Annotated in this window: 25 protein-coding genes; 12 read left to right on the forward strand and 13 right to left on the reverse strand. The window is 61.8% G+C overall.

Annotated features, from left to right (window positions below; translation table 11 throughout):
* Positions 1-42: 42 nt before the first annotated feature.
* Positions 43-468 (reverse strand): hypothetical protein, encoded by a 426-nt coding sequence (locus HX821_RS02760; RefSeq protein ID WP_087694746.1) that lies wholly within the window; start codon positions 466-468, stop codon positions 43-45.
* 135 nt (positions 469-603) lie between these two features.
* Positions 604-1,050 (reverse strand): response regulator, encoded by a 447-nt coding sequence (locus tag HX821_RS02765; RefSeq protein WP_003211086.1) that lies wholly within the window; start codon positions 1,048-1,050, stop codon positions 604-606.
* Positions 1,051-1,295: 245 nt separating this feature from the next.
* Here HX821_RS02765 and HX821_RS02770 point away from each other — a divergent pair, with 245 nt between their 5' ends.
* The 8 genes from HX821_RS02770 to HX821_RS02805 all read left to right on the forward strand — a co-directional run bounded on the left by HX821_RS02770 (position 1,296) and on the right by HX821_RS02805 (position 10,311).
* Positions 1,296-3,218 (forward strand): putative nucleotidyltransferase substrate binding domain-containing protein, encoded by a 1,923-nt coding sequence (locus tag HX821_RS02770; RefSeq protein WP_177035253.1) that lies wholly within the window; start codon positions 1,296-1,298, stop codon positions 3,216-3,218.
* Complete coding sequence (locus tag HX821_RS02775) at positions 3,215-3,922, forward strand: PolC-type DNA polymerase III (RefSeq protein ID WP_008434358.1); 708 nt, start codon at positions 3,215-3,217, stop codon at positions 3,920-3,922. Before HX821_RS02770 ends, HX821_RS02775 begins: the two co-directional genes overlap by 4 nt.
* A gap of 260 nt (positions 3,923-4,182) precedes the next feature.
* Complete coding sequence (locus HX821_RS02780) at positions 4,183-4,701, forward strand: RNA polymerase sigma factor (RefSeq protein WP_010167452.1); 519 nt, start codon at positions 4,183-4,185, stop codon at positions 4,699-4,701.
* Positions 4,698-5,666 carry a FecR family protein gene (locus HX821_RS02785; RefSeq protein ID WP_177035254.1) on the forward strand — a complete coding sequence of 323 codons (969 nt, stop codon included), beginning with the start codon at positions 4,698-4,700 and terminating at the stop codon, positions 5,664-5,666. The genes HX821_RS02780 and HX821_RS02785 overlap by 4 nt, the downstream gene beginning before the upstream one ends.
* Before the next feature lie 211 nt (positions 5,667-5,877).
* Positions 5,878-8,307 carry a TonB-dependent siderophore receptor gene (locus HX821_RS02790; protein ID WP_177035255.1) on the forward strand — a complete coding sequence of 810 codons (2,430 nt, stop codon included), beginning with the start codon at positions 5,878-5,880 and terminating at the stop codon, positions 8,305-8,307.
* A 62-nt stretch (positions 8,308-8,369) separates the two neighbouring features.
* Positions 8,370-9,473, forward strand: coding sequence for a PepSY domain-containing protein (locus HX821_RS02795; RefSeq protein ID WP_177035256.1), 1,104 nt, complete (start codon positions 8,370-8,372; stop codon positions 9,471-9,473).
* Positions 9,470-9,646: a hypothetical protein gene (locus tag HX821_RS02800; RefSeq protein ID WP_003209216.1), complete on the forward strand. Its 177-nt coding sequence runs from the start codon at positions 9,470-9,472 to the stop codon at positions 9,644-9,646. Before HX821_RS02795 ends, HX821_RS02800 begins: the two co-directional genes overlap by 4 nt.
* A 35-nt stretch (positions 9,647-9,681) precedes the next feature.
* Positions 9,682-10,311, forward strand: a complete 630-nt coding sequence (locus HX821_RS02805; protein WP_003209214.1) for a glutathione S-transferase — start codon at positions 9,682-9,684, stop codon at positions 10,309-10,311.
* Between the two features lie 201 nt (positions 10,312-10,512).
* Here HX821_RS02805 and creD read toward each other — a convergent pair whose 3' ends face one another.
* Genes creD through HX821_RS02825 form a run of 4 tightly spaced genes read right to left on the reverse strand, consistent with a single transcriptional unit; the run spans position 10,513 to position 14,532 of the window.
* Positions 10,513-11,862 carry a cell envelope integrity protein CreD gene (gene creD / locus HX821_RS02810; RefSeq protein ID WP_177035257.1) on the reverse strand — a complete coding sequence of 450 codons (1,350 nt, stop codon included), beginning with the start codon at positions 11,860-11,862 and terminating at the stop codon, positions 10,513-10,515.
* Between the two features lie 52 nt (positions 11,863-11,914).
* A complete protein-coding gene (gene creC / locus HX821_RS02815) occupies positions 11,915-13,354 on the reverse strand; it encodes a two-component system sensor histidine kinase CreC (protein WP_177035258.1) in 1,440 nt (479 codons plus the stop codon).
* On the reverse strand, positions 13,354-14,022 hold the full coding sequence (gene creB / locus HX821_RS02820; RefSeq protein ID WP_003209207.1) for a two-component system response regulator CreB: 669 nt from the start codon (positions 14,020-14,022) through the stop codon (positions 13,354-13,356). Before creB ends, creC begins: the two co-directional genes overlap by 1 nt.
* 9 nt (positions 14,023-14,031) lie before the next feature.
* Positions 14,032-14,532 carry an ATP-dependent zinc protease gene (locus tag HX821_RS02825; RefSeq protein WP_177035259.1) on the reverse strand — a complete coding sequence of 167 codons (501 nt, stop codon included), beginning with the start codon at positions 14,530-14,532 and terminating at the stop codon, positions 14,032-14,034.
* Between the two features lie 173 nt (positions 14,533-14,705).
* On the opposite strand from HX821_RS02825, the gene HX821_RS02830 reads away from it, so the two are divergent.
* A complete protein-coding gene (locus HX821_RS02830; protein ID WP_177035260.1) occupies positions 14,706-15,593 on the forward strand; it encodes an acyltransferase in 888 nt (295 codons plus the stop codon).
* Here HX821_RS02830 and HX821_RS02835 read toward each other — a convergent pair.
* The gene (locus HX821_RS02835) at positions 15,590-16,159 is read right to left on the reverse strand and encodes a DUF2780 domain-containing protein (protein WP_003209203.1); all 570 of its coding nucleotides are present in this window, start codon (positions 16,157-16,159) and stop codon (positions 15,590-15,592) included. The genes HX821_RS02830 and HX821_RS02835 overlap by 4 nt on opposite strands.
* Before the next feature lie 153 nt (positions 16,160-16,312).
* Between HX821_RS02835 and HX821_RS02840 the strand changes: the two genes are divergently transcribed.
* The 3 genes from HX821_RS02840 to HX821_RS02850 all read left to right on the forward strand — a co-directional run bounded on the left by HX821_RS02840 (position 16,313) and on the right by HX821_RS02850 (position 18,165).
* The gene (locus tag HX821_RS02840) at positions 16,313-16,948 is read left to right on the forward strand and encodes a sigma-70 family RNA polymerase sigma factor (protein ID WP_177035261.1); all 636 of its coding nucleotides are present in this window, start codon (positions 16,313-16,315) and stop codon (positions 16,946-16,948) included.
* The gene (locus tag HX821_RS02845; protein WP_177035262.1) at positions 16,945-17,622 is read left to right on the forward strand and encodes an anti-sigma factor domain-containing protein; all 678 of its coding nucleotides are present in this window, start codon (positions 16,945-16,947) and stop codon (positions 17,620-17,622) included. The genes HX821_RS02840 and HX821_RS02845 overlap by 4 nt, the downstream gene beginning before the upstream one ends.
* A gap of 84 nt (positions 17,623-17,706) precedes the next feature.
* Positions 17,707-18,165 carry an anti-sigma factor domain-containing protein gene (locus tag HX821_RS02850; RefSeq protein ID WP_003209196.1) on the forward strand — a complete coding sequence of 153 codons (459 nt, stop codon included), beginning with the start codon at positions 17,707-17,709 and terminating at the stop codon, positions 18,163-18,165.
* A gap of 65 nt (positions 18,166-18,230) precedes the next feature.
* On the opposite strand, the gene fdhA is transcribed toward HX821_RS02850, so the two are convergent.
* The 6 genes from fdhA to HX821_RS02880 all read right to left on the reverse strand — a co-directional run bounded on the left by fdhA (position 18,231) and on the right by HX821_RS02880 (position 25,950).
* On the reverse strand, positions 18,231-19,430 hold the full coding sequence (fdhA, locus tag HX821_RS02855; RefSeq protein WP_003209194.1) for a formaldehyde dehydrogenase, glutathione-independent: 1,200 nt from the start codon (positions 19,428-19,430) through the stop codon (positions 18,231-18,233).
* A 194-nt stretch (positions 19,431-19,624) separates the two neighbouring features.
* Positions 19,625-20,482 (reverse strand): formyltetrahydrofolate deformylase, encoded by an 858-nt coding sequence (gene purU / locus HX821_RS02860; protein ID WP_003209192.1) that lies wholly within the window; start codon positions 20,480-20,482, stop codon positions 19,625-19,627.
* Between the two features lie 120 nt (positions 20,483-20,602).
* Entirely contained in the window at positions 20,603-21,235 is a 633-nt protein-coding gene (locus tag HX821_RS02865) for a sarcosine oxidase subunit gamma (RefSeq protein ID WP_008434339.1), read from the reverse strand.
* Between the two features lie 132 nt (positions 21,236-21,367).
* The gene (locus tag HX821_RS02870; protein ID WP_102604380.1) at positions 21,368-24,385 is read right to left on the reverse strand and encodes a sarcosine oxidase subunit alpha; all 3,018 of its coding nucleotides are present in this window, start codon (positions 24,383-24,385) and stop codon (positions 21,368-21,370) included.
* Positions 24,382-24,684, reverse strand: a complete 303-nt coding sequence (locus HX821_RS02875) for a sarcosine oxidase subunit delta (RefSeq protein WP_003209187.1) — start codon at positions 24,682-24,684, stop codon at positions 24,382-24,384. The genes HX821_RS02870 and HX821_RS02875 overlap by 4 nt, the downstream gene beginning before the upstream one ends.
* A gap of 15 nt (positions 24,685-24,699) precedes the next feature.
* A complete protein-coding gene (locus tag HX821_RS02880) occupies positions 24,700-25,950 on the reverse strand; it encodes a sarcosine oxidase subunit beta (protein WP_003209185.1) in 1,251 nt (416 codons plus the stop codon).
* Between the last annotated feature and the right edge of the window lie 3 nt (positions 25,951-25,953).

A 25,953-nucleotide genomic window follows, 5' to 3' on the forward strand; every position in this document is an offset into this window, starting at 1 on the left:
AAAAGCCCTGACCTATCGATCAGGGCTTTTTTGTTTGGGATGTCAATCGGACTCAACGGTGTAGTTCCCATTAAGCGTGACCGTTCCTCCGTCCGATTCAAACGTTACGTTTGTAAGTTTCCCGATGTGCTTGAAGGTAGTACCGGACTCCGGACGATCGACCAGCACAGTGAGGTCACCCAGCACAGGCTGATGGTATGAATGGCCGTCGGCATCGCGGTAGGTGACATTAAGAAGTGGAGCTTTCCGATGATGCGGCCCGGCTTTCAAGTCGCTTCCGTAGTAGATACGAACACTCTCAACTGCACCGTCCAAAGCGCTCCAGGAGAGATAGCCAAAGACGTCTGTAGGCACAAATACATGACTCAAGGTGCCATCTCGCGAAACTTCAATACGAGCATCACCACTGCTTAAAGTCTTGGCCTTGTGCAGTTCTTTCTCATCGATATTGAATTTTTCAGTACTCATGATGAACTCCTGTCCACAAATTGATTAGGTGCAGGCCTGCGACCCACCCCCTCCTAATCAGTAAACATGCGAAGTTCGATACTTTCCTACTGTCAGAATTGACAGTTCTTCGCGAAATCAGACCAATGGCACCGTCTAGGACGCCATCCCCAACTCCCGCTTCACCATTTTCGCCAGCTTCACGCTATCAATCGGCTTGAGCAAAAAGTCCACCACGCTCAAGTGCATCGCATCAATCACATCCGGCGCTTCGGCGTCACCCGACATGATGATGATCGGCAGCGCCGCCCGGGTGGATTCGCGCACCTGGCGAATCAATTGCAGCCCGTTGCTCGGCGTCATGCGCAGGTCGGTGATCAGCAAGCCGATGGAGCTGCTGGAACTCAACAAGTCCCATGCAGCCTCGCCGCTGTCGGCGGTCATGCAACGAATGCCGTCCAGGCCAAGAATTTCTGCCAACAGTTCGCGCGCGTCCTTGTCGTCATCCACGATCAAAACCCGTTGTGGCGGCAAATCCGGCTCCTGCATAACAGCACTCAGGGCCTCGCGCTCGGCATCACTCAAAATATCGTGGTCGGACATACGTTTCTCGGCAGTTCTATTCAATCTCCCAGCACAGAAGTCAGACATCGCCGGAAGGGCGAACAATGTGCACTTCGTCGGAAAGTTTGCCTAGTGGGCGTTCTACGGGGTTTGGACGATATTCATGTAAGGTTTTTCCCTAGTCGTGGAAGGCATAACGCTACCTAGACTTACGTCCAATGGGCACCCGCAGCGCAGGAGTCGACCATGGGGCACGATAACGACAAAAAACTGCGGTCATAGGTATGAGTAAAGCTGATGCTTTCACACAAGCGGGGAAAACCGCTGTGTTGCAGAACATCCACGGCACCCTGCAATTCCTGCAACGCTTCCCGCCGTTCAACCAAATGGAAAACGCCCACCTGGGATTTCTGGTAGAGCAGTGTCAATTGCGCTTCTACGGCCCCGGCGAGAGCATCCTCAAGCCCTCGGGCGGGCCGGTGGAACACTTCTATATCGTCAAGCAGGGGCGCGTAGTCGGCGAGCGGCCGGACTCGACAGAAACCACCTTTGAAATCACCACCGGTGAATGTTTTCCGCTGGCGGCGCTGCTGGGGGAGCGGGCCACCCGTACCGAGCACAAAGCCGCCGAAGACACCTTCTGCCTGCAACTGAACAAGCCGGCCTTTATCAAGCTGTTCGCCCTTTCCAGCGCGTTTCGCGACTTTGCCTTGCGCGGCGTGAGCAGCTTGCTGGACCAGGTCAACCAGCAAGTCCAGCAAAAGGCCGTGGAAACCCTCGGCACCCAATATTCGCTGAACACCCGCCTGGGCGAATTGGCCATGCGTCACCCGGTCACCTGCAGCCCGCTGACGCCGCTGCGTGAAGCGGTCACGCAAATGCACGAGCAACAAGTGGGCAGCATTGTGATCGTGGATGAGCACAAGGCGCCCCTGGGGATTCTCACCCTGCGGGACCTGCGCCAGGTGGTGGCCGACGGCACCAGTGATTTCAACCAGGGCATCGAGCGCCATATGACCCAGGCGCCGTTTTTCCTCACGCCGGACCACAGCGCCTTCGACGCGGCGATTGCGATGACCGAACGGCATATCGCCCACGTGTGCCTGGTCAAGGATCAGCGCCTGTGTGGCGTGGTGTCCGAGCGTGACCTGTTTTCCCTGCAGCGGGTTGACCTGGTGCACCTGGCGCGCACCATCCGCAATGCACCCAGGGTCGAAAACCTGGTGGCGATTCGCGGCGAAATCGGCCAGTTGGTGGAGCGCATGCTCGCCCACGGCGCGTCGTCTACGCAGATCACCCACATCATCACCTTGCTCAACGATCACACGGTGTGCCGTGTCATCGAGTTGACCCTGGCCGATAAAGGCGACCCGGGCGTGCCATTCAGCTGGCTGTGTTTCGGCAGCGAGGGCCGCCGCGAGCAGACGCTGTATACCGACCAGGACAACGGCATCCTGTTCGAAGCCCGGGACGCCGCCGAAGCCGCCGAGATTCGCGGGCGCCTGCTGCCGCTGGCACAACAGATCAACCAGAGCCTGGCGCTGTGCGGCTTCAGCCTGTGCAAGGGCAATATCATGGCCGGCAACCCGGAGCTGTGCCTGTCCCGGGCGGAATGGGCGCGGCGCTTTGCCGGGTTTATCCGTGAGGCGACGCCGGAGAATCTGCTGGGTTCGAGCATCTATTTTGATTTGCGGGTGGTGTGGGGCGATGAGCAAGGGTGCGAGCAACTGCGCCAGGGCATTCTCGACCAGGTGGCAGACAACCGTTTGTTCCAGCGCATGCTGGCCGAGAACGCGTTGCGCCAGCGCCCGCCGGTAGGGCGCTTCCGGGATTTTGTGTTGACGCGCAAAGGCGCCGACAAGGCAACCCTTGACCTCAAGGTGCAAGGCCTCACGCCATTTGTCGACGGCGCCCGTCTGCTGGCATTGGCCAACGGCATCAGCGCCATCAACACCCTGGAGCGCTTGCGCCAACTGGTGGCCAGGGAAGTCATCGAACGCCTTGATGGCGCCGCCTATGAAGAGGCCTATCACTTCATCCAGCAAACTCGCATGCAACAACACCAACTGCAAACCCGCGAGAACCTGCCCTACTCCAACCGCGTCGATCCCGACAGCCTCAACCACCTCGACCGGCGCATCCTGCGCGAATCCCTGCGCCAGGCCCAACGCCTGCAAGGCAGCCTGACGTTGCGGTATCAGCTGTGAGCTGGTTTGGCTGGTTGCGCAAACCCAAACCTGGCCTGGATGCGGCGCAACAACGGCGCGTCGAACAATTGCCCACACCTGGGGAGCTGGGGGACGGATCGCTGCGGGCCCAGCGCTGGGTGGTGGTGGACCTGGAAACCAGCGGCCTGAACCTCAATCGTGACCAGGTGCTTTCGATTGGCGCCGTGGTGATCGAGGACGGCGCAGTGGACTTCTCGCAATTATTCGAGCGCACCCTGCACCGGGCCGAGACCAAGCTCAGCCCCAGCGTGCTGATCCATGGCCTGGGGCCCAGCGCCATTGCAGCGGGCAGTGACCCGGCAGAAGCGCTGATGGACTTCATGGAGTTTGTCGGCGACAGCCCGCTGCTGGCGTTTCATGCGCCCTTCGATCAACACATGCTGTGCCGGGCACTCAAGGACAGCCTGGGCTATCGCTTGAACCACCCGTTCCTGGACGTGGCCGACATCGCCCCGCTGCTGTGCCCCGACGCCAACATCCGCGAAGCCGGGCTGGATGACTGGATCACGCATTTCAAGCTGCAAGTGGGCGAGCGTCACCATGCCAGTGCGGATGCGCTGGCAACGGCGGAACTGATGCTGATTTTGTTCAGCCGCGCACGGCAGCAGCAGATCGACAGCCCGCACGCGTTACAACAGCGCCTGGGCCAATGGAAACGCCGCAAACAAGCGCCCTCATTCTAATGGTGGCGAGGGAGCTTGCTCCCGCTGGGGTGCGAAGCGCCCCCAAATCAGCCAACCCATTTCCAACTGAATAAATGCACTGCCTGGATTACGACTGCTGCGCAGCCGAGCGGGAGCAAGCTCCCTCGCCACAGTAAGCGGCATCATCATGATAGATAGCATTACGCCGCCGCCCGACCAACGCCAATTGCACCCGTCTTACACCTCTGCCACAATCGCGAATAATTCTCGTTAGTTTAAACTTTCCGATCGGTGTCGCCTTGTCGTCAATCCAAAGTCCCCACAGTGAGCTTGTTGGCGCGTTGTACCGCGACCATCGCAGCTGGCTGTTGGCGTGGCTGCGACGCAACGTGGCCTGCCCCAGCCGCGCCGAAGACCTCAGCCAGGACACCTTCATGCGCCTGCTGGGCCGTGAAGAACTGCGTGAACCCCGCGAGCCGCGGGCGTTCCTGGTGGCCATCGCCAAGGGCCTGCTGTTCGATTATTTCCGCCGCGCCGCGCTGGAACAGGCTTACCTCACCGAACTGATGCTGATCCCGGAAAGCGAGCACCCGTCCCCGGAAGAACAGCAACTGATCCTCGAAGACCTCAAGGCCATCGACCGCCTGCTGGGCAAACTCTCGAGCAAGGCCCGCGCGGCCTTCCTCTATAACCGCCTCGACGGCATGGGCCACGCCGAAATCGCCCAGCGCCTGGGGGTTTCCGTGCCCCGGGTGCGGCAATACCTGGCCCAGGGTATCCGCCAGTGCTACATCGCCCTGTATGGCGAGCCGCTGTGAGCCCGGTCAGTTCCAAGCCGGTGTCGGCGCGGGTGCTCGACGCGGCCATTGCCTGGCAACTGTCCCTCGACTCGGGCGACGGTAGTGCCGTGGAGCAGGAAGAATTCGCCAAATGGCTGGCCAGCAACGAAGAACACGCCCGCGCCTGGCGCCAGTTGGGCATGCTCGATCAGCGTTTCAGTGTGGCCTCGGGCCCGGCCCGTGCGGCATTGCTGCAGTCGCGCGAAGGCATTCGCCGCCGCGTGCGCAAGCTCGGCAGCGGCCTGGCCAGTGTGGTGCTGGTGTGCGGCCTGGCATTGTTCGTCGGCCAGCGCTACGTGCCGCTCAACTATTGGCTGGCAGACCAGCGCACCGCCACCGGTGAACAGCGCACCCTGAAGCTGGCGGATGGCACCGTGATCAACCTCAACACCCACAGCGCCATTGACGTGCGCTTTGACGAGAAACGTCGGCTGATCGTATTGCAGGAAGGCGAGATCCTTGTCGAAACCGGCCACAACGACGCCCGTCCATTTTTTGTTGAAACCCGCGAAGGCAGCCTGCGCGCCCTGGGCACACGGTTTATCGTCAAGCGTGAGGAAGATGGCACCCGCCTCAGCGTGTTGCTGTCTGCCGTCGGCGCACAGCCTGAAGCGCTGCATCAAGAGCAGATCTTCAAGGAAGGCCAGCAAGTGCTGATGCGCCGCGACAGCCTCGGCCCGATGCTTGCCGTCAGCCCCGGCACCGACGCCTGGACGCGCGGCATGCTGGTGGTGGACAACGCGCGGCTCGGCGATGTGGTTGCCGAGCTGAGCCGCTACCGCACCGGTTACCTGGGTGTGGATAAACAGGTGGCCGACCTGCGGATCACCGGCAGCTTTCCGTTGCACGACACCAACCTGGCACTGAACGCGCTGCTGCCGACCTTGCCGGTGCAGATTCAACAACACACGCCGTGGTGGGTGACGGTGGCGCCCAAGCCGTAGGCTCCTGTGGTGCATAGGCCATTGTCATCGCAGGCAAGCCAGCTCCCACAGGTGGAATGCGTTCCCCTGTGGGAGCTGGCTTGCCTGCGATGAGGCCCTCAAAAACAGCACTCACCCACTAATAGAAATTATTTTCATCGAGCCCTATCACTTTTTGCATCTCGCTCGGCACATAGGCAATTGAGAAATATTTCCATTCAGGAGCCGCCCTATGTCCCGCACGCTAGACACCTTGTTGCGCCCCAGCCTGTTGGCCGTGGCCATTGCCCTCAGCGCCCCGCTGGCCAGCACCCAGTTGCTCGCCGCCGAACAAGCGTCCAGTGCGCGCGCCTACAATCTGCCGGCAGCGTCGCTGGCCACCACCCTGAACCAGATCGCCAGCCAGGCCGGTTTGGCGCTGACGCTGAACCCGGGGTTGGCAGCGGGCAAGACTTCCGCGCCGGTAAAAGGGCAATTCGATGCACAAGGCGCATTGCGTGAAGCGTTGCGCGGGACCGGGCTGCAACTGGAGCAAAGCAGTGCAGGCACGTTCAGCCTGGTAGCGATCCCGGATGGGGTCGTGGCATTGCCGGAGACCAGCATTACCGGCCAGGCCGACGCGGAAAGCGCATGGGGGCCGGTTGATGGTTACCTGGCGACCCGCACCGCTGCCGGCACCAAGACCGATACCGCACTGGTCGAAGCCCCGCGTTCGATTTCCGTCGCCACTCGCCAGCAAATGCAGGACCGCAACGTCCAGAACCTGGATGACGCCGTCAAATACATGCCCGGTATCGTGTCCGCCAGCTACGGCAGTGACACCCGCTACGACTGGATGCGTGTACGCGGCTTCGAACCCACCCAGTTCCTCGACGGCCTGCCGCTGCCACGCGGCGTGTATGCCAACCCGAAAGCCGAAACCTGGAACCTCGACCGCCTTGCGCTGCTGCGTGGGCCGGCCTCGTCGGTCTACGGCCAGACGCCACCGGGTGGCCTGCTGGATATGGTCAGCCGACGTCCAAGTGCCGAGTCGAGCAATGCCATCCAGGTGCAGTACGGCAGCGACAACTACCGCCAGATCAACTTCGCCAGCACCGGCAAGATCGATGATGAAGGCCAGTTTCTCTACGGCCTCAGCGGTGTGGTGCGCGACGCCGGCACCCAGGTCGATCACATCGACAACAAGCGCTACAACATCGCCCCCAGCCTGACCTGGAATATTGATACCGACACCAAGCTGACGTTCCTGTCGCAGTTCACCCGCGACGATACCGGCGCCACCAGTCAGTTCCTGCCCATTGTCGGCACCAAGATCAAATCGCCGCTGGGGGACATCTCTCATCACAAGAACCTCGGCGACCCGGACTACGAGTACTACGACCGCACCTACTACGCGCTGGGCTACGCCTTCGAGCATCGCTTCAACGATACCTGGCAGTTCAAGCAGAACCTGCGTTACACCAAGTCGGAGCTGGCTTTCCAGCAACTGACCGTGGGTTCCTACGGTTACTCGACCATTGATGCCGAGGGCAATACCAGCCGCGGGTCGACCAACGTCGACGAAAACATCGGCCAGTTCGCCGTCGACAACAATTTCCAGGCTGACTTCGCCACCGGTGATATCACCCACACGCTGTTGCTCGGCCTGGATCACCAGCGCACCGACACCTCGTACCTGTCGATCTTCGGTGACGGCGGCACAGTCAACCTCTACAACCCCGTCAACACCAAGCCGGTGGTGCGTCCGGCGCGCTCCACCGCTTATTACGACTACAACCAGAAAACCATCCAGACTGGCCTTTACGCCCAGGACCAGATGGCCCTGGACAAGTGGCGCCTGACTCTTGGCGGGCGTGAAGACTGGGTGCACCAAGGCACCACCTACTTCAACAAAAACGATGCAACCAATACCGACCGCAGCAAGAACTTCAGTGGCAACGCCGCGCTGAGCTATGTGTTCGATTCGGGCTTCGTTCCGTACCTCTCCTACGCCGAATCGTTCCAGCCAGCGAGTAACGCCAGCGTCTCGCCAACCGAGTCGTACAAACCCACCGAAGGCAAGCAATGGGAATTGGGGGTCAAGTACCAACCACCCGGCTCAAATACCCTGCTGAGCGCCGCGGTGTACGACCTGACCCAAAAGAACGTGCTGGTTACCAGCTTCGGCGCCGGTGGCCAGTCGATCACCAACCAGACCGGCGAAGTGAAGGTCAAGGGCCTGGAATTGGAAGCCGTCTCTGACGTGACCGAGAACCTTAAGGTCATCGCTGCATACACCCTGGCCAAATCCGAAGTGCAAAAAGGCCAATACAAAGGCAACCGCCTGCAACTGATGCCAAACCAGCAAGCCTCACTGTGGACCGACTACACCTGGCACGCCGGTGTGCTCGACGGTTTCGGCATTGGCGCGGGTGCCCGCTACACCGGCAATACCTATGGCGACCAGGGCAACACCTGGCTGGGCAAGGCCAATGCCTACACCGTGTTCGATGCCTCCGTGCATTACGACCTCGGCCGCCTGGACAACAGCCTCAAGGGGGCTTCGGTGAAACTGAATGCCACCAACCTGTTCGACAAGGACTACATTTCCACCTGCGATGCTTCCTACTGCTACTACGGCGACCAACGCAGCGTCGTCGCCAGTGCCACCTACCAGTGGTAATCGGCTGAGTTAACAACCGGGCCGCCCCCGTGGGCGGCTTCGGTGTGTCTGAAGGCTAGAAAATGAAAAGCAAAACCATCCGCCGCTGGTCCTTCATCCACACCTGGACCAGCCTCGTCTGCACCGTATTCCTGCTGCTGCTCGCCCTCACCGGCCTGCCGTTGATCTTCCACCACGAGATCGACCACCTGCTGGGCAACGAACCCGAGCTGGCACAGATGCCCGCCGATACCCCACAGCTGAACCTCGAACAGCTTGTTGCCAAAGCCCAGGCCCATCGCCCCGGCGAAGCCATGCAATACCTGGCCTGGGACGAAGACGACAAGAACGGCGTGATCGCGATCATGGCCGCCACCGCCGGCACCGAACCCAATTCCTCCCACACCTTCATGCTCGACGCCCGCACCGGCGAAGCCCTGGAAACGCCTTCGGCCAACGGCGGGCTGACGATGTTCCTGCTGCGCCTGCACGTCGATATGTTCGCCGGGCTGCCGGGCAAGTTGCTGCTGGCGTTCATGGGCATTCTGTTTGTGCTGGCGATCATCTCCGGCACGGTGTTGTACCTGCCGTTCATGCGCCGGCTGAAATTCGCCACCGTGCGCCAGGACAAATCCACGCGCCTGCGCTGGCTCGACCTGCACAACCTGATCGGCGTGGTCACCCTGACCTGGGCGCTGGTAGTGGGCGTGACCGGCGTGATCAGCGCCTGCGCCGACCTGATCATCGCCGCGTGGCGCACCGACAGCCTCAGCGCAATGATCGAGCCTTACAAAAACGCCCCGCCGCTGACCCTGCGCGCCCCCGCCACCGACCTGCTGACGATTGCCGCCAAGGCCGCGCCCGGGATGGAGCCGGACTTTATCGCGTTCCCCGGCACGCGTTTCTCCAGCGAGCATCACTACGCGGTGTTCATGAAAGGCAGCACCCACCTGACTTCACACCTGCTGACGCCGGTATTGATCGACGCCAGCAACCTGCACGTCACCGCCATCGCCGAACGGCCGTGGTACATGGACGCCATGGGCATGTCCCAGCCGCTGCACTTCGGTGACTACGGCGGCATGCCGATGAAGATCCTGTGGGCGGTGCTGGATGTGCTGACCATCATCGTCCTGGGCAGTGGCGTGTACCTGTGGCTGGTGCGGCGCAAGGCGGCCAAGTCATGAAGCCGAGGCAATCGAGTTTCTGGAAGGTATTCGGCATTCCGCTGGCCATCGGGTTGTTGAGTGCTGCCGGATTGTTTGCGGCATTGCTGGGGGACGGCTTGTGGGATTCGCTGAGCTGGGTGGGGCTGGGCATTCCGGCCGCCATAGGTAGCTGGGCGTTGCTCAAGCGTTGAGATAGATTAGCGCTGCCCTTTTCCGAGGAATGCCCATGTCCACCCCCAGCATGACGTTGTTCCACAACCCTGCCTCGCCGTTTGTGCGCAAAGTACGGGTGTTGTTGCACGAGACCGGTCAACTGGACCGCGTGACCTTGCACGCCTGCGTGCCGACGCCGGTCAAGCCCGACGCCGATGTAATCCTGGACAACGCGCTGGGCAAGATCCCCGCCCTGCGCCTGGCCGACGGCAATGCGCTGCACGACAGCCGGGTGATCCTCGATTACCTCGACTACCAACACACCGGGACTCCACTGATCCCCCGGAACGGCCCGGCCCGCTGGCGGCGCCTGACCCTAGCCTCGACCGCCGACGGCATCATGGATGCCGCCGTACTGGTGCGTTATGAAACCGCCATGCGCCCCGAGGAAAAACATTGGGACCTGTGGCTGGAAGGCCAGCGCGACAAGATCCGCCGCGCCCTCGACATGCTCGAACAGGACGCCATCGCCGAACTGGCCGGGCCGTTTGACGTGGCCGCGATCAGCGTGGCGTGTGCACTGGCTTATCTGGACTTCCGCCACCCGGACATGCAGTGGCGGTCGAGCCATCCGAAGCTGGCGGCGTGGTATGCCGAGGTGAGTCAGCGGCCGTCGATGCTCCAGACCCAGCCACCGGCCTAACCTGCTGCAAGGACCCCTCTGTGGCGAGGGAGCTTGCTCCCGCTGGAGTGCGAAGCGCTCCCAGGATTTTTGGGGCCGCTGCGCAGCCCAGCGGGAGCAAGCTCCCTCGCCACAAAAAGCTCCCGGGCCAAAGGGAACAGCGCGTTAATCCTCACCACTAACTGCGCGCCCTCTTGCTGATCTTCCCGCAACCCCAACGACCTACTCATCACCCACCTCCTTGCGTTTGCCCACGCCATACCAATCCAGCTTGCGGGTCAGCACCATCACCGTGCCCAGCAACCCGAACAGCAGCAACGAGCCCATCAACAACGCGTAATCCTCGGCACTCAGCAACCCGTACAGCAAGCCATACAACGCCGCCAACCCTGCTGAAAACCCCAGGCCATGGGCGACACTGCGCAGCACATGGCAGACGTAAAACCCGATCAGAAACACACAGGCCGCCGCCGATATCAGGTACGCCGGGCCAAACCCGATGTGCTCGGACAATGACAACAACAGCAAATAGAAAAACGCCAGGGTAACCCCCACCAACGCGTACTGGATCGGGTGCACCGCCAGGCTCTTGAGCACCTCGAACAGGAAGAAACCGGCAAACGTCAGGGCAATGAACAGCAGCGCATATTTGATCGCCCGATCGCTCTTGAGGTACTGGTCCACCGGGTCGATAAAGCTCACGCCGAAGCTGCGGCTGTTGAAGTCGTCACAGCCGCGCTCGGCCAGGCAACCGCGCAGTGCTTCTTCCAGGTTGGTGGAGAAGAATGTGGTCTGCCAATTGGCGCTGAAGCCTTGGGCGGTGACCTCGCGCTGGGTCGGCAGGAAGTTGCCGATAAAGCTGGGGTGCGGCCAGTTGGACGCGAGCTTGACCTGGCTGGTCTTGCCCACCGGCACCACTTGCAGCTGCTCGGTGCCTTGCAGGCGCAGGTCAAAGGCGAAGTCAAAAGGTGACGGATTGTGGCTGTCCTGCTCGGGCAGCATCACGTGCACACCCTCCCCCAGCCAAGCCACTTGAGTGCCCGGGGAAAATGCCAGTTGCTGGCTGCCCAGCTCCAGCTTCAACGCATTTTCGATGCCGCGAATGTCGCTGATACCCACTGCCAGATACGCCGGCTCAAAGCGGTAATCGGCAAAGTTTTCCGTGATGCCCCACTGCTCCGGCAACACAAACCGCCCACTGATACGGCTGTCGGCGTGGAACAACCGCGCCTGGTAAATGCCCCGGGCGCGCACTTCGGTTTGCACCTGCCCGTCGAGGGCAAATTGCTCCGGCAGGAAATACAGATGACCACGCACCTCGCGGGTTTCTTCGTAGCGTTCGTTGAGCTTTTCATTGAGCTTCCACTCCCGGACGGTCTTGCGATAAGGCACCACCAGCACCGGGCCATTGAGGCGCTGGCTGTAGCTGGAACTGCGGGCGATATCCTGCAAGACGTCGTCGCGCAGTTGCTGACGGTCGGTAATCACCCCGTGGATCATCAGCAACGGAATCAACAACAGCACGATCAGCAGCGCGATGGCGCCCAATTTGAAAAGCAGATTGCGGTTCATGAAGCTCTCCCTGTTTTGATGGGGGAGAGTCTGGCGGGCGCTTAAGGGGGATTTATGAAGGGAATGTGGAGACTGTGTGGAGATGCAGTTTTACCTGCACGCCGCCGGGCACGTTGCCGATCTGCAATGAGCCGCCGTGCAGCTTCATCACCTCTTCGACAAAATTCAGCCCAAGGCCGGTGCTCTTGCGCCCGCTGGCCGGGCGCGGCAGGGAATAGAAGCGCTCGCTCAGGCGCGGCAACGCATACTCGGGAATGGCGTCGGCCTGGTTGAACAGGGTGAATTCGATCCCGTCATCCAAGGCCTTGGCGCTGAACCGCAATGTGCCACCGGGCAGTGTGAAATCCAGCGCGTTTTCCAGCAGGTTACCCAGCGCCTGGCGCAGCAGGAACGGCTCGCCATACACCTGCAGATCCGCGGCAATCGCCTGCTCGACCTGCAACCCGGCGCCTTCAATGCGCGCACATTGAGCCCTGAGCACTTCGTCCACCAGCGCCGCCAACGACAGGCTGGCCTGGTCCTCAAGGCCCTGGCGCTGCTCCACCTGCGCCAGGTTCAGCAAGCGTTCGATCAACTGCTGCAAGCGCGCACTTTCACTGTCGATATTGCTCACGAAACGCTGCTGCTGGTCACGGGACATGTCGCCCTGCAACAGCTCCGCCGCACCACGAATCGCCGCCAGCGGGCTTTTCAATTCGTGGGTCAGGGTGTGCACATAACGTTCGACGTACGCCTTGCCTTCCAGCTGGGTGCGCATGTGCTCCACGGCGGTGGACAACTGCTCCAGTTCACCGCCGCGATAGTGCGGCAACTCGGCACGCCGGCCTTCACTCACCGCCTGGGCATACGCCGTCAGCCGGCGCAGTGCGACACTCAACCACCACGACAACAGCGCACCAAACAGCAAGCCCAGAGCGACCAGCCCGGCGCCGTACCACAGCAGCCGGTCTTCGGTGCGGTCCACATAGGGTTGCAGTGAACTGTTGGGCTTGGCCACAGTGACCACGCCGATGATCTGCCCGCTATCGCGGATCGGCGCGCCGACGTGCATCACCGATGAGGCAGGGTCGTCCAGTTCGCTGCGGGTCGAGCGCGCACCGTATTCGCCGCGCAGGGTCAGGTACACATCGTTCCACTTCGAATAGTCCTCGCCCACCGCCTCGCCGGTGGAGTCCAGCAACACGATGCCCTTGGCGTCGGTGACGTAGATGCGGTGGTTGACCTGGTTTTTCGGCAGGCCCCAGATATTCGCGCCGGGCTGACGCTCACCGTAGGCCTTGAGCAGTTCGGGCCAGTGGCTCTGGCCGAGGGTGCCGTTCTTCACATCGTCGCGCAGGATTTCCGCCAGCAGGTTGGCGGTGTCCACCAGGGTTTCCTCGGTGGACTGGCGCACGCCGGGGCGGATTTCCTTCATCACGGTGCTGAGTACGAAGTAGCCTGTCAGGCCGATAAACAATGCGTACACCAGGAAGAACCGGATCCCCAGGCGCATCAGCTGTTGCCCGGGCTGTAGCTGTAGCCAAGGCCGCGATGGGTCTGGATGGGCTCCGCCTCGGGCGCCACCGCGCGCAATTTGCTGCGCACGCTTTTGATGTGGCTGTCGATATTGCGCTCGTAGCCTGCGTCCGCCGCCACGCCCACCGCATCCAGCAGTTGCTCGCGGCTGAACACGCGCTCGGGTTGCTCCAACAGGCTGTGCAGCAGACGGAATTCATGGCGAGTGAGGCTCAGGGGCTGGCCGCGATAACTGATCTGCATGCGCTCCAGGTCCACCTGGAACACCGCCGGAGCAGCACCGGGGCCCACGCGCTTGAGAATGGCCCGTACCCGCGCTGCCACTTCCCGCGGGCTGAACGGCTTGACTACATAGTCGTCAGCGCCGATCTCAAGACCCACCACGCGGTCGATCTCACCGTCCCGGGCGCTGAGGAACATCACCGGTACTTCGCTGAAACGCCGCAGTTGCTTGCAGGTTTCAAAGCCGGTGATGTCCGGCAGGCCGATGTCGAGGATGACCAGGTCCGCCGGGGTTTGCCGCTGATGGGCCAGCGCCGCCTGGCCGAGGCTCAACCAGGTGGTGGTGAAGCCCTCGCCTTGCAGGGCGAAAATCAGCGTGTCGGCGATAGCCGCTTCGTCTTCGACAATCAGGATATGCGCCATGGTGTTCCGTCAGCAGTCCGGTTTGTCCGCAGTGTAACGGCGGGCCGGGTATACCGCAGCGCCGAATTCACGCAGGGCCTTGGCGCCGATCAGCAGCGGGTAGTTGAAGCTGCTGCGGTCGGTGAGGTTGACCTCGACGGTGCGCTTGACGTTGCCCAGGCACATTTCCAGGTCGATCACCGGGCGCTTGGCCACGGTGGCTTCGTCCTTGTCGTCATCTTCGTCGGCGCGGCTCTTGATTTTGCTGATGCGCGAAACCTTGTGCTCGTACACCTTGTTGGTGGCGTCCTTGCCGCCGAGGCGGAAGCGTACCCAGTCGTCGCCATCACGGGTGAAGGTCTCGATGTCCCGGGCCGACAGCGAGGCGGTCAGCGCGCCGGTGTCCATCTTGGCCTTGAAGGTCTCACCGATTTCCGGCAGTTGGATGTATTCGTAGCGACCGTAAAGGGTCGGCTCGGCGGCCATGACAGGCAAGGCCACCAGCGTTAGCAGGGCAAGGATGGATTTCACGTAGGAGGTTTCCTTGAAATAAGTGGGCCAATTCTAGACTGCAAATTCGCTGCTTAGTTAGATCACAGAGCATACCCAGCCCGCTGTGAAACATTCGTAAGCTTATTTGCGATTTGGTCTCCAGGCCCAAGCTGCTTATCATGGCGGGCCAAAAATGATTCCAAGAGTTACTTATGCGCCGCCTGCTCACCGGCTGTTTCGTCACATTGCTGCTGTTGCTCAACACCCTGGTGCTGTTCGGGCCGCTGATGGTGTTTGCCCTGCTCAAGCTGGTGGCCCCCGGTCGCTTTCGTGACTATGCGTCCTGGGCCGTCATGTGGATCGCCGAAACCTGGGCCGAGATCGACAAGCTGATCTTCGCCCTGTGCATCCCTACCCAATGGGACATTCGCGGCGGCGGCGACCTGCGGGGTGACACTTCTTACCTGGTGATCAGCAACCATCAATCCTGGGTCGACATCCCCGCACTGATCCAGGCCCTCAACCGGCGCACGCCGTTCTTCAAGTTCTTCCTGAAAAAGGAACTGATCTGGGTACCCTTCCTGGGCCTGGCCTGGTGGGCACTCGATTACCCGTTCATGAAGCGCTACAGCAAGGCATTCCTGGCCAGGCACCCTGAACTGGCAGGCCAGGACCTGAAAATCACCAAAGAGGCCTGCGAGTTGTTCAAGCGCCAGCCGGTCACCGTGGTGAATTACCTGGAAGGCACGCGGTTCACCCCGGCCAAGCGCAAACAGCAGGCTTCACCCTTCGAGCGCCTGCTCAAGCCCAAGGCGGGTGGCGTGGCGTTCGTGCTCGCGGCGTTGGGTGAACAGCTGGATGCGGTGCTCGACGTCACCGTGGTTTATCCACAGGAAAACATTCCGGGCTTCTGGGACTTGATCAGTGGTGCGGTGCCGAAGGTGATCGTGGATATCCGTACCCGAGAGCTGGATCCGGCGTTGTGGCAGGGGGATTACGAGAACGATCCGGCGTTTCGCCAGACCGTCCAGAACTGGGTCAACCAGCTCTGGATGGAGAAGGATGCGCGCATCGCCCAACTGCGCGCGGAGCGGTCTTAGCCGCCAGTGCCCCAGGCCGAAGCCAGTTTGCCCAGCACCGACTCGCTGGCGCCCTGGCCGCCCAGGTATTTCAGGATAACCGGCGCAAACTGGCCCACCATCCCACTGTCCATGCCCAGCGCGCTGAACGCGGTGTTCAGGTCGTTGGTGTTCTTCACGTTACCCAACACGCCGTCCAGGCCCGAGGTCTTGCTGCCGCCGCTCTGGCCGAGCATGCCGCTCAGGGCGCCGAGGCTGCCCAGGGAGTTGCTGCCGGAGAGCTTGTCCAGGCCCGGTACGCTTTTGGTCAGTTGCGAGTAATCACCGCCGCCCAATTTATTCTTGGCCAGGCCCAGCATTGCGCCGGTACCACCAACGGCCTGCTCAGGGGTCACGTTCAATTGCGAGGTCAGTGCCTGCAGCAGACCAGCGGTCTGTGAAGTGGGTGCAGCCGCTGCTGCCTTGTCGCCACCTTGTGCACCGGACACGGCATTGGCCACGTCGCCGAGGCTGAAACCTGCCGCAAATACCGGGCTGGCCGCCACGGTCAACAGGCAGGACAGGGCAAAACCGCGTGAAATCTTCATCAAGACAACCTCTGAAAGTAAGCGCAAAAAGCAGGAGTTTGACTGGGTACGCCGAAGGATTGTTCCCTCCCTGCAGATTAGTTCAGAAAACCACTGCATCCGATACGCCTTGCGCTGCGTATATCCACCACGAGCCGCACGGAGGTAGATGGAATGAATGCCCAAGCTGGACTAACCTCAGCCTGCCCTCTTTACCGTGCGCCGTCCCATCGCTCTGTTGCAAGCGCCTGGAGAAGCCCTATTTCGACCCACGATGCAGATCAGCTACGGCAATTGCTGGCCCAGTGTTCACTGGGTAATCGCCAGGCGTTCGAAACGCTCTATCGCAGCGTTTCCCCGCGTTTGCACGGTGTTGCCTTGCGTTTCATGGGTCGCAAGGAGCTGGCCGAGGAGGTGTTGCAGGAAAGCTTCGTGCGCATCTGGTACAACGCCTCACGCTATGAGGCCCATCTGTCGGCGCCCATGACCTGGATGGTCAATATCACCCGCAACCTGGCGATCGACCAGTTGCGCAAACACCGCGAACAACCCTTGAACGAAGGCCAGGAGGACGCCACGGCCGACGAAAGCCCCAGCGCCCATGAACAGCTCGACAGCGAGCGTGAAGCCCTCGCCCTGAACCGCTGCCTCGACAGCCTCGAAGGCATGCAGCGTCAATCGATCACCGTGGCTTACTTCCAGGGCTTGTCGTGCTCGGAATTGGCCGAACATCTGGCCGCGCCCCTGGGCTCGGTCAAATCCTGGATTCGCCGCGGCATGGAGCGCTTGCGCAGGTGCCTTGAATCATGAACTACCAGACCACCGCCCTGCGCCGCGCCCTGGCGGCTGACTACGCCATCGGGCTGATGCCTGCCACCGCCCGCCGGCGCTTTGAAGCGCTGCTGCGGGATGACGCGGCGCTGCGCGTCGAACTCGGGCACTGGCAGGATGCCCTCGCCAGCCTCACCGGGCCGCTGCCTGAACGGCCGGTGCCGGACCACGTATGGGAAGGGATCAAGGCGCGCATTGAGCCGCAAGTGCTGCATATGCCGGCGAAGAAACCGTTCTGGATGAACCTGCGCTTGCTGGTAGCGGCGTGCGGGGTGGTGATCGCGGTGTTGGTGGGCGTGTTGTACCAGCGCGACCTTGGGGTGGAGTACAACGCCACGCTGGTGGCGGCCAATCAACAGCCCGCGCTGAAGATCCAGGCCTATGCGGATCATCTGCAAGTGGAACCGCTGACCCTGGCGGCCGTGGAGCCGGCCCGCGCGTTGGAACTGTGGGCAATCCCGGCGGGCGGCAAACCCATCTCCCTGGGGTTGTTGCCGGTGTCGGGTAACGGCCGAATCCAGTTGAGCAAAGAACACCAGGCGCTGCTGACGGCGCCGCTGACCCTGGCAGTGAGCCTTGAGCCTCAGGGCGGCTCGCCGACCGGACAACCCACCGGGCCGGTGCTGTATCAGGGCCAATTGACATCACTCTGAGCCGAAGCTCAATACGACGGATGAGGAACCGATCGCCGTTAACCGGGTCCATTAAAGACTACAAAACATGTCAGGAAGAGCCTAATGACTGCGATCAACCCCCAAGTGATTGAGCACAAGCCTTCATTCTGGAACCGCCCACGCCTGTTCGTCGGCGCCTGTTTGGTGATAGTGGCAGGCGTCGGCGGCGCCCTCTACACCCAGGACAGCGTCAAGGCTGCCGCATTGCTGGTGAACACCACCCAGCAACCGGCCACGCAAATCGTGGCCCACAAGGATTACCTCGAAGTGCAGCCGATTGCCGCCACGGCACCGGCTCCGGACCAAAGCCTGGAGCTGTGGGCGGTTCCGGCTGACGGCACGCCAGTGTCGCTGGGCCTGCTGCCGGAAGACGGCAAAGGCATTATCGGCATCAACCCTCGCCAGCAGGAGTCGATCAGTAAACCGGTGACACTGATGGTCAGTTCGGAAACCAAGGGTGGCTCGGTGAGCAAGCAGCCGACGGGGCCAACGGTGTATCAGGGGGCTTTGGCGATCCGCTGATTCTCCCACCCAACCGCAGATGCAAAAAAGGCGACCCTGAGGTCGCCTTTTTAATTGCCCGCGATTTAAGCCGCGCTGAACAACTTGTGCGGATCAATCACAAACTTCTTCGGCACGCCCGCATCGAACTCACCGTAACCGCGTGGCGCGTCATCCAGGCTGATGACTTCCACACCGACGATGTCGGCAATGTTGATACGGTCCCACATGATCGCCTGCATCAGTTGGCGGTTGTACTTCATCACAGGGGTTTGCCCGGTGTGGAAGCTGTGGGACTTGGCCCAGCCCAGGCCGAAACGAATGCTCAGGCTGCCCATTTTTGCAGCGGCATCCACGGCACCCGGGTCTTCTGTCACGTACAGGCCCGGAATACCGATTTTGCCAGCCACCCGCACCACGCCCATCAACGAGTTGAGCACGGTGGCCGGAGCCTCTGCCTTGGCCCCTTCATGACCATGGCCACGCGCTTCGAAACCCACGGCATCGACGGCGCAATCCACTTCCGGCTCGCCCAGCAACGCAGCGATCTGTTCGTGCAGCGGGGTGTCTTTCGACAGGTCGGCAATTTCAAAACCCTGGGCCTTGGCGTGGGCCAGGCGGATCGGGTTGACGTCACCGATGATCACCACCGCAGCGCCCAGCAGGCGAGCGGAAGCGGCAGCCGCCAGGCCTACCGGACCGGCACCGGCGATGTAGACCGTGCTGCCCGGGCCAACGCCCGCAGTGACTGCGCCGTGGTAGCCGGTGGGCAGGATGTCGGAGAGGCAGGTCAGGTCGCGGATTTTCTCCATGGCCTTGTCGCGGTCCGGCAGTTTCAACAGGTTGAAGTCGGCGTAAGGCACCAGCACGTATTCGGCCTGGCCGCCAGTCCAGTCGCCCATGTCGACATAGCCGTAGGCGCCACCGGCACGGGCCGGGTTGACGGTCAGGCACACGCCGGTGTGCTGCTCTTTGCAGGAACGGCAACGGCCGCATGCGACGTTGAACGGCACCGACACCAGGTCGCCGATCTTCAGGTTCTCGACGTCGCTGCCCTTCTCGATCACTTCGCCGGTGATTTCGTGGCCCAGGACTAGGCCGGTCTGGGCAGTGGTGCGGCCGCGCACCATGTGTTGGTCGGAGCCGCAGATGTTGGTGGAGACCACGCGCAGGATGACGCCGTGCTCAATCTTCCTGCCACGGGGGTCCTGCATTTTGGGATAGTCGATTTTCTGTACTTCGACCTTGCCGTTGCCGAGATACACGACACCACGATTACCAGACATGCTTTCACCTCGCTGTTGTTTTTATGGAACCGCGTTGCCCAGGCAGGCAGCGCGTTTAAGTGCTCGGGTACAGATGCTGTTTTTGCGTTGTTAGTAAGGGCCTCTTCGCGAGCAAGCCCGCTCCCACAGTTGACCGAGTCCTACCTTTGAAATGCGGTCGAATGTGGGAGCGGGCTTGCTCGCGAAGGCGTCCATCAGAGCACCACTGTCCGATTGGCGTTCAAGAACACCCGCCGCTCAATGTGATACCCCACGGCCCGGGCCAGGGTCAGGCCTTCGATGTCCCGTCCCTTGGCAATCAAATCTTCCGGATAGTGACTGTGGTCCACCACCTCCACGCCCTGGGCGATGATCGGGCCTTCGTCCAAATCGTTATTGATGTAATGCGCAGTAGCGCCCACCAGTTTCACCCCCTTGTTGTAAGCCTGGTGATACGGCTTGGCGCCCTTGAAACCGGGCAGCAGGGAGTGGTGGATGTTGATGGCTTTACCGTCAAGCTTGCGGCACAGCTCCGGCGACAGCACTTGCATGTAGCGCGCAAGGATCACCAGCTCGGCGCCGGACTCTTCGATCACCTGCCACACCTGGCGCTCCTGCGACGGCTTGTCGTTGGGGTCCAGGGGAAAGTGGTAATAGGGAATCTGGTGCCAGTCGGCCAGGGGCTTGAGGTCCGGGTGGTTGGAGACTACGGCGACCACGTCCATCGACAGTTGGCCGATGCGCTGGCGGTAGAGCAAATCGTTGAGGCAGTGATCGGCCTTGGAGACCATGATCACCACTTTCGGCCGGTAGTTCGGCGCGGTCAGTTCGAAGATCATGCCGAAGGCTTCGCCACGGGTGGCCAGGCCATCGCGGAAGGCTTGTTCGTCGAAACCATCGGGCTGGCGGAACTCCACGCGGATGAAGAACCGCCCCGAGAGCCGGTCATCGAAGGAGTGGTGCTCAGTGACGTAGCAGCCCTGCTCGAACAGGTAGCGAGTGACCGCGTCCACCGTGCCGAGCACGCTGGGGCAGTCGGCGGTCAAAATCCATGTATCGGGTACGCGGCTCATTATTCGTAACTCCTTGATCGTTCCCACGCTCTGCGTGGGAACGCCGCAATGGACGCTCTGCGTCCGCTCTTGGGACGCGGAGCGTCCCGGGATGCATTCCCACGCGGAGCGTGGGAACGATCAGGCCTGGACGCTTAAACCATACTCAGCCGCCGCATCCTGCAACCACAGCCACCAGTAATCCGAGAAGCTGCGACGAATCACCAGCTCCCAGGTGTCTTCAGCAGTATGGCGAATCACCAATTGCGACTTGGCGAACACCGTGCCCACTGCCTTGCCCACCGGGAAGCTGTTGGGGTGCACGTCGTAGCTGGTGGATTTCATCAGCACATCGCGCACGTTCGGGCCGCTGAGTTCGAGAATCTGCTGGCCGCCGCTGACGTTGACGACCTGGATATGCAAATCACCCAGCGCCTCACGCAAACTTTGCTCGGCGGCGAATTCCTCACCGCCTGGCACTACCAGCAACCACTCATCCGGACCGAGCCATTGCAGGCTGGTCTCACCCTTGACGATGACTTGCAGGGCACCGGGCAATTCGATACCCAAGGCTTTGTGCACACCGGCGGCGAAGGCTGCGTCATGGCCATCGCCACGAATGGTCAGGTGGCCGAGGAGTTTCTTTTCACGCACGGTCACGCCGGCGTTCTTGCGACCCTTGCCTACCAGGCTGGCGAGGTCGGCATGGTGCAGCGACGACTCGGCCTTGGCTCCGGAGGTGGGGCGTTGCTGGTAAACATTGGCTGCTGTCATAAAGCACCTGTGTTGAATTTGATCGTTCCCACGCTCTGCGTGGGAATGCCGCCATGGACGCTCTGCGTCCGCTCTTGGGGCGCAGAGCGCCCCGGGATGCATTCCCACGCGGAGCGTGGGAACGATCAGGTGTCAGATGTTCTGGCGATCGCCTTTAGGGTCGAAGAACACCGAAGAAACAATCTCCGCCTCGATCACGCTGCCATCCGCCAGCGGTGCAAACACCCGCTCGCCGATGCGCTTCAAGCCGCCCTTCACCACGCCCATGGCAAACGAATAACCGAGGGAGTTGTGGGCATAACTGGAGGTGACGTGGCCGACCATCTTCATCGGGATCGTCTGCTTGGCGTCGAACACTAACTGCGCGCCTTCCGGCAGCCACACGTTCGGGTCGATCGGCTTGAGTCCGACAAGCTGCTTGCGGTCTTCACGCACGCAATCCTCGCGATTCATCCCGCGCCAGCCGAGCCACGAGAACGGTTTGGTGCGGCCTACACACCAGCCCATGTTCAGGTCGTCCGGGGTCATCGAGCCGTCGGTATCCTGGCCAACGATGATGAAACCCTTCTCGGCCCGCAGCACGTGCATGGTTTCGGTGCCGTACGGGGTCAGGTTGTACTGCTTGCCGGCCTCGACGATTTTCTCGAGCACGCCCATGGCGTAGTCGGCCTGCACGTTGACTTCGTACGACAGCTCACCGGTAAACGAAATCCGGAACACCCGTGCCGGCACGCCGCCTACCAGGCCTTCTTTCCAGGTCATGAACGGGAAACCGTCCTTGTCCAGGTCGATGTCGGTGACTTCGCTCAGCAGTTTGCGGCTGTTGGGGCCGGACAAGGTCATGGTTGCCCAGTGGTCGGTGACCGAGGTGAAGTACACCTTGAGGTCCGGCCATTCGGTCTGCTGGTAGATTTCCAGCCACTGGAGTACGCGTGCTGCGCCGCCGGTGGTGGTGGTCATCAGGAAGTGGTTGTCGGCGAGGCAGGCAGTCACGCCGTCGTCGAAGACCATGCCGTCTTCCTTGCACATCAGGCCGTAGCGGGCCTTGCCCACGTCGAGCTTGGTCCAGGCGTTGCTGTAGATGCGGTTGAGGAACTCGCGGGCATCCGGGCCCTGGATGTCGATCTTGCCGAGGGTGGACGCGTCCAGCAGGCCGACGCTGTCACGCACGGCCAGGCATTCGCGCTTCACTGCGGCGTGCAGGTCTTCACCGTTGCGCGGGAAATACCATGGGCGTTTCCACTGGCCGACGTCCTCAAACTCGGCGCCGTTTTTCACGTGCCAGGCTTGCAGCGCGGTGTAGCGCACCGGCTCGAAGATGTGCCCACAGTGGCGGCCTGCTACCGCGCCGAAGGTTACCGGCGTGTAGTTGGGACGGAACATGGTAGTGCCCATCTGCGGGATGGTCACATTCAGCGAACGGGCCGCGATGGCCAGGCCGTTGACGTTGCCGAGCTTGCCCTGGTCAGTGCCGAAGCCCAGTGCGGTGTAGCGCTTGACGTGCTCCACCGACTCGAAACCCTCGCGGGTGGCGAGTTCGATGGCGGCCGCGGTGACGTCGTTCTGCAGGTCGACAAATTGCTTCGGCGCCCGTGCGGTAGCTTTCTCGTGAGGTACCTGGAACAGCGCCAGGGTCGGTTCTTCCAGACGGCTCAAGGCTTTGGGCAGCGTACCTTCCACCGGCGCAAACCCGGCTTCGCTGGCAGCGCGCACGCCACCTTCAAAACCGTCGGCCAGGGAATCGCCGAGGCCGTAGACGCCATTGATGCCACCGACGCACACGCGTTTCTGCGGTGCTTCGCCCGGTACAAAACCGAGGATGTCTTCACGCCAGGTCGGCTTGCCGCCCAGGTGCGAGGCCAGGTGGACCACCGGGCTGTAGCCGCCGGAGCTGGCGACCAGGTCGCACTCCAGCCACTCGCCGGGGCTGGTGACTTTATGAGCTTTGACATCGATGGCCGCAACACGGGCGCCAGTGACGTGCTTGCTGCCACGGGCCTCGATCACGGCGCTGCCGGTGAGGATGCGAATGCCTTTGGCACGCGCCTCTTCAACCAGCGCGCCCCGTGGGTTGTGGCGGGCATCGGCTACGGCGACAACGCTGAGGCCGGCGTCGAACCAGTCCAGCGCCACGCGGTAGGCGTGATCGTTGTTGGTGGACAGCACCAGCTTCTTGCCCGGTGCCACGCCGTAGCGACGCACGTAAGTGGAGACCGCTCCCGCCAGCATGTTGCCCGGTACGTCGTTGTTGCCGTACACCAGCGGACGCTCGCACGCACCGGTGGCCAGCACCACGCGCTTGGCGCGAACCCGGTGGATACGCTGACGCACCTGGCCGATCGGCGCACGGTCACCGAGGTGGTCGGTGAGGCGTTCGTGAATGGTCAGGAAGTTATGGTCGTGGTAACCGTTGACGGTGGCGCGAGGCAGCAGCACCACGTCCGGCAGGGCCTTGAGTTCAGCAATCACACTGGCAACCCACTCGGCCGCAGGCTTGCCATCGAGGCTTTCGCGGGAGTCCAGCAAGGAGCCGCCGAACTCTTCCTGCTCGTCCGCGATGATCACCCGGGCGCCACTGCGGGCAGCGGCCAACGCAGCCGCCAGGCCGGCAGGGCCCGCGCCCACAATCAGCACGTCGCAATGACGGTTCATGTAGTCGTAGGTGTCCGGATCGTTCTCGGTCGGCGAGCGGCCAAGACCGGCTGCCTTACGAATGTACTTCTCGTAAGTCATCCAGAACGATTGCGGGTACATGAAGGTTTTGTAGTAGAAACCCGGCGGCATCAGCTTGCCGCCGACCTTGCCGAGAATGCCCATCATGTCGTTGTTCACGCTCGGCCAGCCGTTGGTGCTGGTGGCGACCAAACCCTGGTACAGCGCCTGTTGCGTGGCGCGCACGTTAGGGATTTGCGTGGCTTCGGTGGCGCCGATCTGCAGCACCGCGTTCGGCTCTTCGGCACCGGCGGCGAAGATGCCGCGCGGGCGGGAATACTTGAAGCTGCGACCGATAATGTCGACGCCGTTGGCCAGCAATGCAGCGGCCAATGTGTCGCCCTCAAAGCCTTTGTAGCTCTGGCCGTTGAAGGTAAAGCTCAGGGCTTTGTTGCGGTCGATGCGGCCACCGTTGGACAGGCGATTGATCTGGCTCATACCTTCTCTCCAGAAGCCTTGGCGGTGAATTGCGGCTTGGTGCCAATCTTGTAGGTTTCAAGAATTTCGTAGGTCACGGTGTCGCGGGTCGCGTTGAAATACTGGCGGCAACCGGCGGCGTGAATCCACAGTTCGTGGTGCAGGCCGCGCGGGTTGTCGCGGAAGAACATGTAGTCGCCCCACTCCTCGTCGGTGCAGGTGTTCGGGTCCAGTGGGCGCGGGATGTGCGCTTGGCCGGAGGCGTGGAATTCCTCTTCGGAGCGCAGTTCGCCACAGTGAGGACAGAAGATATGCAACATAGGGAATTTCTCCTGTTAGTGGGCGACGGCCGCGGCGCCGTGTTCGTCGATCAGCGCGCCGTTGTGGAAACGGTCGATGGAGAAAGGAGCGGCCAACGGGTGCATTTCACCCTTGGCGAGGCTGGCGGCAAATACGTTGCCTGAGCCTGGAGTCGCTTTAAAACCACCGGTGCCCCAACCGCAGTTGAAGAACATGTTCGGGACCGGGGTCTTGGAGATGATCGGGCAGGCATCCGGCGTGGTGTCGACGATGCCGCCCCACTGGCGGTTCATGCGCACGCGGGACAGCACCGGGAACATCTCGACGATGGCCTGGATGGTGTGCTCGATCACCGGGTACGAGCCGCGCTGGCCATAGCCGTTGTAGCCGTCGATACCGGCGCCGATCACCAGGTCGCCCTTGTCGGACTGGCTGATGTAACCGTGCACGGCGTTGGACATGATCACGCTGTCGATAATCGGTTTGATCGGCTCCGACACCAGTGCTTGCAGCGGGTGGGATTCGATCGGCAGGCGGAAGCCCGCGAGCGAAGCCATGTGGCCGGAGTTACCCGCCGTCACCACGCCGACGCGCTTGGCGCCGATGAAGCCTTTGTTGGTTTCCACGCCGATGCACACACCGTTTTCCTTGCGGAAACCGATGACTTCGGTCTGCTGGATCAGGTCCACGCCCAGTGCGTCAGCGGCGCGGGCAAAGCCCCAGGCCACGGCATCGTGACGGGCAACGCCGCCGCGCCGTTGCACGGTGGCGCCCATGACCGGGTAGCGGGTGTTTTTCGAGCAGTCGAGGTAAGGGATCTCGTCGGCCACTTGTTTGGCGTTAAGCAGCTCGCCGTCCACGCCGTTGAGGCGGTTGGCGCTGACGCGACGCTCGGAGTCACGGATGTCCTGCAGGGTGTGGCACAGGTTGTAGACGCCACGCTGGGAGAACATCACGTTGTAGTTCAAATCCTGGGACAAACCTTCCCAGAGTTTCATCGCGTGTTCGTACAGGTGCGCCGACTCGTCCCACAGGTAGTTGGACCGCACGATGGTGGTGTTGCGCGCGGTGTTACCGCCGCCCAGCCAGCCTTTCTCGACCACCGCCACGTTGGTGATGCCGTGCTCCTTGGCCAGGTAGTAAGCCGTCGCCAGACCATGCCCGCCGCCGCCGACGATGACCACGTCGTAGACCTTTTTCGGGGTGGGCGTGCGCCACATCTTCTGCCAGTTTTCGTGGTGGCTGAGTGAGTGCTTGAAGAGGCCGAAGCCCGAGTAGCGTTGCATAGT

Origin of the sequence: Pseudomonas sp. B6001, from assembly GCF_013386015.1 — a bacterium.
In the GTDB taxonomy this organism is placed as follows: domain Bacteria; phylum Pseudomonadota; class Gammaproteobacteria; order Pseudomonadales; family Pseudomonadaceae; genus Aquipseudomonas.

What these genes read in the sequence shown, in the direction of transcription:
- HX821_RS02805 (WP_003209214.1), top strand. Translation starts at nt 9,682, where the DNA reads ATGTCCACCCCCAGCATGACGTTGTTCCACAACCCTGCCTCGCCGTTT.
- HX821_RS02760 (WP_087694746.1), bottom strand. Translation starts at nt 468, where the DNA reads ATGAGTACTGAAAAATTCAATATCGATGAGAAAGAACTGCACAAGGCC.
- HX821_RS02850 (WP_003209196.1), top strand. Translation starts at nt 17,707, where the DNA reads ATGACTGCGATCAACCCCCAAGTGATTGAGCACAAGCCTTCATTCTGG.
- creD (WP_177035257.1), bottom strand. Translation starts at nt 11,862, where the DNA reads ATGAACCGCAATCTGCTTTTCAAATTGGGCGCCATCGCGCTGCTGATC.
- HX821_RS02845 (WP_177035262.1), top strand. Translation starts at nt 16,945, where the DNA reads ATGAACTACCAGACCACCGCCCTGCGCCGCGCCCTGGCGGCTGACTAC.
- HX821_RS02880 (WP_003209185.1), bottom strand. Translation starts at nt 25,950, where the DNA reads ATGCAACGCTACTCGGGCTTCGGCCTCTTCAAGCACTCACTCAGCCAC.
- creC (WP_177035258.1), bottom strand. Translation starts at nt 13,354, where the DNA reads ATGCGCCTGGGGATCCGGTTCTTCCTGGTGTACGCATTGTTTATCGGC.
- fdhA (WP_003209194.1), bottom strand. Translation starts at nt 19,430, where the DNA reads ATGTCTGGTAATCGTGGTGTCGTGTATCTCGGCAACGGCAAGGTCGAA.
- purU (WP_003209192.1), bottom strand. Translation starts at nt 20,482, where the DNA reads ATGAGCCGCGTACCCGATACATGGATTTTGACCGCCGACTGCCCCAGC.
- HX821_RS02835 (WP_003209203.1), bottom strand. Translation starts at nt 16,159, where the DNA reads ATGAAGATTTCACGCGGTTTTGCCCTGTCCTGCCTGTTGACCGTGGCG.
- HX821_RS02840 (WP_177035261.1), top strand. Translation starts at nt 16,313, where the DNA reads ATGAATGCCCAAGCTGGACTAACCTCAGCCTGCCCTCTTTACCGTGCG.
- HX821_RS02830 (WP_177035260.1), top strand. Translation starts at nt 14,706, where the DNA reads ATGCGCCGCCTGCTCACCGGCTGTTTCGTCACATTGCTGCTGTTGCTC.
- HX821_RS02795 (WP_177035256.1), top strand. Translation starts at nt 8,370, where the DNA reads ATGAAAAGCAAAACCATCCGCCGCTGGTCCTTCATCCACACCTGGACC.
- HX821_RS02800 (WP_003209216.1), top strand. Translation starts at nt 9,470, where the DNA reads ATGAAGCCGAGGCAATCGAGTTTCTGGAAGGTATTCGGCATTCCGCTG.
- HX821_RS02765 (WP_003211086.1), bottom strand. Translation starts at nt 1,050, where the DNA reads ATGTCCGACCACGATATTTTGAGTGATGCCGAGCGCGAGGCCCTGAGT.
- HX821_RS02875 (WP_003209187.1), bottom strand. Translation starts at nt 24,684, where the DNA reads ATGTTGCATATCTTCTGTCCTCACTGTGGCGAACTGCGCTCCGAAGAG.
- HX821_RS02790 (WP_177035255.1), top strand. Translation starts at nt 5,878, where the DNA reads ATGTCCCGCACGCTAGACACCTTGTTGCGCCCCAGCCTGTTGGCCGTG.
- HX821_RS02770 (WP_177035253.1), top strand. Translation starts at nt 1,296, where the DNA reads ATGAGTAAAGCTGATGCTTTCACACAAGCGGGGAAAACCGCTGTGTTG.
- HX821_RS02870 (WP_102604380.1), bottom strand. Translation starts at nt 24,385, where the DNA reads ATGAGCCAGATCAATCGCCTGTCCAACGGTGGCCGCATCGACCGCAAC.
- HX821_RS02865 (WP_008434339.1), bottom strand. Translation starts at nt 21,235, where the DNA reads ATGACAGCAGCCAATGTTTACCAGCAACGCCCCACCTCCGGAGCCAAG.
- creB (WP_003209207.1), bottom strand. Translation starts at nt 14,022, where the DNA reads ATGGCGCATATCCTGATTGTCGAAGACGAAGCGGCTATCGCCGACACG.